This window comes from Pseudoduganella sp. RAF53_2 (genome assembly GCF_052113985.1).
Classification (GTDB): domain Bacteria; phylum Pseudomonadota; class Gammaproteobacteria; order Burkholderiales; family Burkholderiaceae_D; genus Rugamonas.
In genome coordinates, this window is the sequence record NZ_JBFRDW010000309.1 from 1 (window position 1) to 6829 (window position 6829).

Annotated in this window: 6 protein-coding genes; 4 read left to right on the forward strand and 2 right to left on the reverse strand. The window is 61.9% G+C overall.

The features are described 5' to 3' along the window. Positions 1-102: 102 nt before the first annotated feature. Positions 103-3414: a discoidin domain-containing protein gene (locus tag AB4Z11_RS18370; protein WP_442026717.1), complete on the reverse strand. Its 3312-nt coding sequence runs from the start codon at positions 3412-3414 to the stop codon at positions 103-105. A 157-nt stretch (positions 3415-3571) separates the two neighbouring features. On the opposite strand from AB4Z11_RS18370, the gene AB4Z11_RS18375 reads away from it, so the two are divergent. Then, positions 3572-3865: a DUF1330 domain-containing protein gene (locus AB4Z11_RS18375; RefSeq protein WP_442026719.1), complete on the forward strand. Its 294-nt coding sequence runs from the start codon at positions 3572-3574 to the stop codon at positions 3863-3865. On the opposite strand, the gene AB4Z11_RS18380 is transcribed toward AB4Z11_RS18375, so the two are convergent. Further along, positions 3866-4732, reverse strand: coding sequence for a LysR substrate-binding domain-containing protein (locus AB4Z11_RS18380; RefSeq protein WP_442026720.1), 867 nt, complete (start codon positions 4730-4732; stop codon positions 3866-3868). Between the two features lie 98 nt (positions 4733-4830). On the opposite strand from AB4Z11_RS18380, the gene AB4Z11_RS18385 reads away from it, so the two are divergent. The 3 genes from AB4Z11_RS18385 to AB4Z11_RS18395 form a co-directional block, all read left to right on the forward strand. After that, on the forward strand, positions 4831-6240 hold the full coding sequence (locus AB4Z11_RS18385) for an MFS transporter (RefSeq protein WP_442026721.1): 1410 nt from the start codon (positions 4831-4833) through the stop codon (positions 6238-6240). Positions 6241-6318: 78 nt separating this feature from the next. Beyond that, on the forward strand, positions 6319-6687 hold the full coding sequence (locus tag AB4Z11_RS18390; RefSeq protein ID WP_442026723.1) for a nuclear transport factor 2 family protein: 369 nt from the start codon (positions 6319-6321) through the stop codon (positions 6685-6687). Positions 6688-6702: 15 nt separating this feature from the next. Further along, the coding region (locus AB4Z11_RS18395) for a tautomerase family protein (protein WP_442026725.1) at positions 6703-6829 on the forward strand (127 nt) is incomplete at its 3' end.

Below are 6829 nucleotides of genomic sequence, written 5' to 3' on the forward strand. Positions count from 1 at the left end.
ATCCATGATGGCCTCCTTTGGTGATCAGCATGCGCTGACCTTTCAGCTTATGCCGCTGCGAGGTAAATAAATACACACTTTGTCACGCACAAGGACTGGCGTTTATTTGTTTTGTTTTCGCTCAGATGACTGACGGCGGCGGTCGTCCATCCCGGCTTCGTCCACGTCGGCCGAGGTGGAGCGGGAGCGCCTGTATTCCAGGGCAGTGGCGTCTTCGGGCAGTTTCGGGCCGGTGTAGATGACGGCCACGTCGGCCAGGGCGCTGGCGCGGTCCTGGCCGAAACCGGAGAGTGAGGTCAGGCGCAGGTGGCGGCTTGTCACTGGCTGATCGAACAGCACGCGCTGCGGGTCGAAGGTCGAACCCAGGCTGGCGCGCTTGATGTCGCGCCATTGCTGGCCGTCGTCGCTGGTCTGGATCAGCCATTCGCGGACGTCGCCTTCGTGGTCGCGGTGGTTCTGGCGCGGCATCAATACCAGGCCGCTGAATGGCACTGGATTCGGGAACGCAATGGTCAACTCGGGCTGAGGACGCGGCGTGTCGCCTTTCCGGGCCAGGAGCGCATACGTATTCGGGTCACCGTCGATGGCGTTGGCGGCATCCGGCCAGCCGCTGGCTTGGGCGCCGAGCTTTTTCATGATGCGCGTGTCGAACAGCGCGGCGCGGAACTCGGCGGGATTGATTTCCGTCGCGGGCTGGAAAGCATCGCTGGCCATGTAATCGAGCACGGACTTGCGCAGCTGGCGCGCCACGACGCGTTCGGCGAGACGATTTTCAAGATCGGCCGTGGTCACCATCAGCTTGCCCTTGCCGACGCGCGCTTCGAACAGCATGCCGAGCTTGTAGTTACGGTTCCAGTCGTCGATAGGCTGGACGATGGGCTGCAGGCCGCGCGGCAGCCGGTCCAGATTCATGGCACGGGCACCGGTCACCAGTTCCGTCCACTGCCAGTTGAAGTGGGAATCGGTCGGGAAGCCCGCCAATGCCGGGTGTTTGCGGTCGATCCACAGACCGAGCATACGGCTCCAGCCGGGATTCATCAGACGATTCCAGAATACCGGCACGTCGGCCAGCGGCGGCGAAGTCCAGTCCAGATCCGCTTTGTGCGGCATGTACAGCACAGTGCCGCCGGCGGACAGGCGCTGCTCGGCTTCATCCCAGGAATGCGTGACCAGCACTTGCGGCGCAGGTTCGGTGGCGACCTCGGATGGATAGAGCCAGAAGTTCCAGTCATTCGCGACGCGAGTTCCTTCCAGCCCGACCACCAGCTTGTACTGCGCCGACGCCGGYAGCGCGGACAGCGGCGCGTTGATGCGGCCAAGCGGCATGCGTCCAATAGCGATATCGGTGGCAGCAAGTGTGCCGGAGGCGACCGCCCTGCCCCGCGCATCCAGCACGCGCCAATAAGGGCGAGCCGCCGTGAGCGCCGCGCGGCCGAAGTGCGCGATGTCGACCGGCACGTCCAGCGTATCGCGCGTAGTGAATGAAGGCCGGGTCAAGCGCGCAAGCGGCACCGTCTGGCTGTTAAAGCGCGTGAACTCCTCGGCGCTTGCATAGCCCTTGGGCTCCCAGAACGTATCAAGAATGCCGACCAGCGCTGTGCCCTGGCCAAGGTAATCGTGCAGATCCAGTAGCTGATAGCCGCTCAAGCCGCGCGTGCGCAGGATGGCCTCGATCTCCTCCTTATAGCAGAGGAACTGGTAGCGGCCAGACGCCAGCGCGAAATCCTTGTTCTTCTCCAGCACGCCGTGAGCGGCCGCCGAATCGCGGAAGATTTCGTAATTCCCCGGCCGCAGATAGCCAGTGAATTTGTCGATCACGCTGAAATCGGGATAGGCAATCCACTGCCCTGTCTCATGCGACAACACGGGCACCGAGATGCCCTCCAGCGAAGCCGAATAATCGCGGCCAAACCAGCCGGTCTTGTTGCGCAGCGGTTTAGGGCCGATGCGCTGAATCGCCAGATAGTCGGTGCCCTTATCCACCTCCGGCACGGATGGCTCGGTGTGGCCGGTGCCGTTCGTGTACAGGCGGCGCGGGTCAATTTCACGGTAATGCGCGATCCATTTGTCGAACACCGCCTTCCAATTGCCGGAAGGTTCGTTGCTTGGGCTGAAGAGCAGGAAGGACGGGTGATTGCCGTAAGCGCGGATCATGCGCTCCGTCTCTTCATACAGCATGTCTTCGTTCGGCGAGCCGGGCGCGAAGGTATTCCACATGCCGGGCTCCGGCTGCAAGTAGATGCCCACTTCGTCCGCCGCCTGGAATGCGGCTTCCGGCGGCGTGAAAGAATGGAAGCGCATATGGTTGATGCCCCATTCCTTATTGATGCGGAAAATCTTCTTCCAGTAAGCCACATCGGTTGGCGGGTAGCCGGTCAGCGGGAAATCGCCGCCGTGGTGAGTGCCGCGGAAGAAGGCCGGCACGCCATTGACCAGAATATCCGTGCCGGACGTCTTGATCTGGACGAAGCCGAAGGACAGTTCGCGCGCGTCATCCGCACCAGCGCCGCGCAGGCGAAGCGACAGTTTCTGCAGCGCCGGCGACCATTCGTCCCAAGTCCTGGCGTTCCTCGGATACTGCACGCGGAATTCCGCAGCGCCGCCCTGCTCCGTCCAGTGCACCGGCACGCGCTTGCCGTTCGCCGTGATGGCCCCGCTGCCGGCGTGGCCCGACGTATTGGAAATGCGAACGCGCACCAGGGCCGAGCGATCGGCCACGTTCGGATAAACCTGCGCGTCATCGATATAGACTGGCGTGGTTGCGCGCAGCGCCACTTTGCCGACAATGCCGTTCCAGCTCATGCCCAGCGAATCGGACACGCTATGCGAATCGGGCCGGTATTTCATCAGCAAGCGGCTGTCCACGCGCACCGAGATACGGTGCTTGCCCGGCGCCAGCGCACCAAGTTCGTACGCGTGCTCCGCGACGAGGCTGCGCTGCGAGCCGAGTTCGCGATCATCCAGCCACACGGTAGATCCCCAGCGCGGACGTTCCAGCACGAGCTGCACGCGCTTGCCCTGCCATGCGCGCGGCACATCGATGTCGCGCTGATACCAGGCAGCGCCAAGGTAGTGGCGCGGAGGTTGGCTCAGGAAAGGAACTTTGACCTTGCCCGGCGCGGTGTAAGCCTTGTAGTCTTCGCGCAAGCTCCAGTTTTTATCGTACAGAGACAGCACCCACGGCGTCTGCACGCTGATCTCGTCGCCATAACCCTGCGCATTCAGGATGCCGGGCAGCTGGATCTTGTCGCTCAGCGCACGCCCGAACCAGCGCTGCGTGATACCCTGATCGTCGCGATCAAGCGCGAAGCGCCAGGTGCCGGAGAGGTCTATCGAATCCGCCGCCAGCGCAGGCAGCGCACCATAAAAAAACGCGCTGGAGACCAGCGCAAACAGGAGCTTATTGGGGACCATATGTGCCATGGTAATGCAAGACTTGCCTGCCAAACGCGCATCTTGGTGATCGATTGATTACACCGCGTATCAGCATAATTTCCGCCGGACGGCTTTCTCAGCGTGACCGGCCAACGTATATTGAACCCATCGCATCACTCACCTGAAAGGACACGTCATGAAAAAGGGTTTCTGGGTAGTCGCCTACCGTTCCATTTCCGATCCGGCCGCCGTACAGGCCTATGCAAAAGCAGCCAAGCCAGTCATCGAACGCCTGGGTGGCACGGTGCGTGGCTTCAGCGGCGATGAAATCGTGGTGCACGAAGCCGGCGTACGCATGCTGACCGTCATCGTGGAATTCGACAGCTTCGAACAGGCCAAAGCCTGCTACGTACATCCAGACTACCTGGCTACCGTGGACATTCTCGGCAAAGGCGCAGAACGCGACTTCCGCATCTTCGAGGGACTGTAATCAGACGGCAGCGCCGAAACTGGCAATGAAGGCGTCGCGCGCCGCATGCTGCGGAATATCGCGGCGCCATACCAGCATGGTTTCGACCTCCGCCACTTCCGGCGGCAGCGTGTGGCACTGCACGGTGCGTCCCAGCGAGCGCAGTTTCAGCACTTCCCTTGGCATCATGGCCACGCCCATGCCCGCCGCCACGCAGCCAATAATCGCTTCATAGGTTCCGAATTCCGACACCCGCGCCGGCGCGATGCCTGCATCGGCAAACCACCACTCCAGGCGGCGGCGATAGGAGCAACCGCTGCGGAAGCCCAGCAAATTGCGGCGTACCACGTCGGCCGGTTCCGTCACCGGCTCTTGCAGGGCATCCGTCAGCAGCACCAGTTCTTCAACAAACACCGATACCTGCTCCAGCTCCGGCCTTTCCACCGGCCCGGCCACCAGGGCGACATCGACTTTATGGTTCAGCACCGCCTGGATCAGGTAATCGGTCGGCCCGGTGTCCAGGACCAGGTCCACCTGCGGATGTTTACGATGGAAGCCGCCCAGTACGCGCGGCAGGCGCGCCGCGGCGGTTGTCTCCATGGAGCCGATGCGCAGCTGGCCGGATGGCTCATGCTCGCCGCGCACCGACATCTGCGCCTCATCGGCCAGCCGCAGCAAGCGGTCCGCATATTCGAGCAAGCGCTCGCCCTCCGGTGTAATCAGCATGCGCCGCCCGGACCGGTTAAACAGCGTGACGCCCAGCGATTCCTCCAGCTGAGTGAGGCGGGCCGATACGTTCGATTGCACGCGGTGCAAGCGGGCCGCCGCCTGGGTCACGCTGCCTTCCTCGGCGACAGTCTTGAAGATTCGCAGAGAGGACAATTCCATTTGATTCTCCATTTGAGATGATTCGCTTCATTATTATTCATTTTCAATGATAAGTGAAGGGCTCTATATTTCTACTATCAAAGAACCAGGAGCCCATTATGAAAACCCAATCACCCCGCTCGCTAGCGATACTGCTCGCGGCCAGCTTTGCCTTCATCATCGTCCAGCTGGATGTCACGATCGTCAACGTTGCCCTGCCTGAAATCGGCCGCGAACTGCGCGCCGGTGTGGACCAGTTGCAGTGGGTCGTGGACGCTTACACCCTCGGCTTTGCCGTCTTTCTGCTGTCGGCAGGCGTACTTGGCGACCGTTTCGGCGCGCGCCGCGTCTTCCTCAGCGGCTTCGCGCTGTTCACCGTGACCTCGATTGCCGCAGCCATGGCGCCCAGCGCGCTGGTACTCAACCTGGCCCGCGCCGTGCAAGGCGTTGGTGCGGCGCTGATGGTGCCAAGTTCACTGGCCATCCTCAACGCAGCGTATGCGCAGGACCGCGCCCAGCTGGCAAAGGCCATCGCCTTATGGACGGCTGCCGGCGGCATCTCCATTGCGCTCGGCCCGGTGCTGGGTGGTCTGCTGATGTCGGTCGCCGGCTGGCGCAGCATTTTCTGGGTCAACGTCCCTATCGCCATCGCCGGCTTTGCGCTGACCTTGCGCGTCGTACCTGCTCTGCGTGGCAAGGACGGTGCACGCAGCTTTGACGTGGCAGGCCAACTGCTGGCCATCGTCGCGCTGACAGCCTTTATTGGTGCGGTGATCGAGTTCAATGAACTGGGCCTGGCCCATCGCGGCATCCAAATCGCGCTGGTGGTGGCGCTGGTAGCGGGCGCTCTCTTCTTCCGCGTGCAGCAGCGCAGCCGCGCACCGATGCTGCCGCTTGGCCTGTTCCGCAATGCCGAGTTCTCGGGTGCGGTGCTGTTTGGCGTGTTCGTCAACTTTGCCTATTACGGCATCATCTTTGTACTCAGCTTCTACCTGCAGAAGATCCGCGGCTTCTCCGTGCTGCACGCTGGCCTGATCTTCCTGCCGCTGACCGGCACCTTTCTGTTCTCGAATATCGCCAGCGGCAAGATGCAGGCGCGCGTTGGCTCGCGCATGCCGATGATTATCGGTGGCCTGATTGGCGGCGCCGGCTATGCGCTGCTGGGCCTCTTCGGCATCTCGGACGACGCCAGCTTCCTCGCCATGCTGCCTGGCCTGGCGCTGATCCCGGCCGGTATGGGCCTGGCCGTGYCGGCGATGACGACATCGATCCTGTCCGCCGTCGACAAGAGCCAGGCCGGTACTGCGTCCGCTGTGCTGAACACGGCGCGCCAGGTTGGCGGCGCGATGGGCGTGGCGATTTACGGCGCGCTGATTGCTGGTTCCGATCCGGCGGCGGGTATCCATGGGATCGAGCTGGCCCTGACCGTGTCCACCGCCCTGCTGCTGACAGGCGCCATGCTGGCCTGGCACACCATTGCCGTCCATCGTCCTGAACCTGGCTCGTTTGTTACATCAGGTACAGAGTGATGTGATTTCACAGGTCTTTATTGACTCGCCATGCAGTCATATAGTGATCTCAACGGGAACACAACTTACAGGAGATAGATGATGTCCACCCAAACCACCATCCTGAATCTGTCCGAGCAGTACCTGAACGCCGTGTACCAGGGCGACGCCGAAACCCTGACCCGCCTGTTCGATCAGGCGGCCCAGGTGTACGGCGTGATCGCCGGCGAACCGTATCACAAGACCGCCGCGAATTACATCAACGGCGTAGCCAATCGCCAAAGTCCGGCGTCGCTGGGCGAACCTTACCGCCAGCGTGTGCTGAGCGTGGACGTGCTGGGCGATATCGCCAACGTCCGCCTGCACTCGCCGACGCTGGGCTTCGACTACTACCTGTACCTGACGTTCGCCAAACGCCAGGACGGCTGGAAGATCGTGAACAAGACCTTTAACCATACCGCTAACTAAATAAGGAGCTACACCATGCCATACGTGAACATCCGCGTCACCAACGAAGGCGTTACCGCTGAACAGAAACTGGAACTGATCAAAGGTTCCACCGAACTGCTGCAGCGCGTGCTGAACAAGAACCCTGCCACCACCTTCGTCA

What these genes read in the sequence shown, in the direction of transcription:
- AB4Z11_RS18390 (WP_442026723.1), top strand. Translation starts at nt 6,319, where the DNA reads ATGATGTCCACCCAAACCACCATCCTGAATCTGTCCGAGCAGTACCTG.
- AB4Z11_RS18380 (WP_442026720.1), bottom strand. Translation starts at nt 4,732, where the DNA reads ATGGAATTGTCCTCTCTGCGAATCTTCAAGACTGTCGCCGAGGAAGGC.
- AB4Z11_RS18375 (WP_442026719.1), top strand. Translation starts at nt 3,572, where the DNA reads ATGAAAAAGGGTTTCTGGGTAGTCGCCTACCGTTCCATTTCCGATCCG.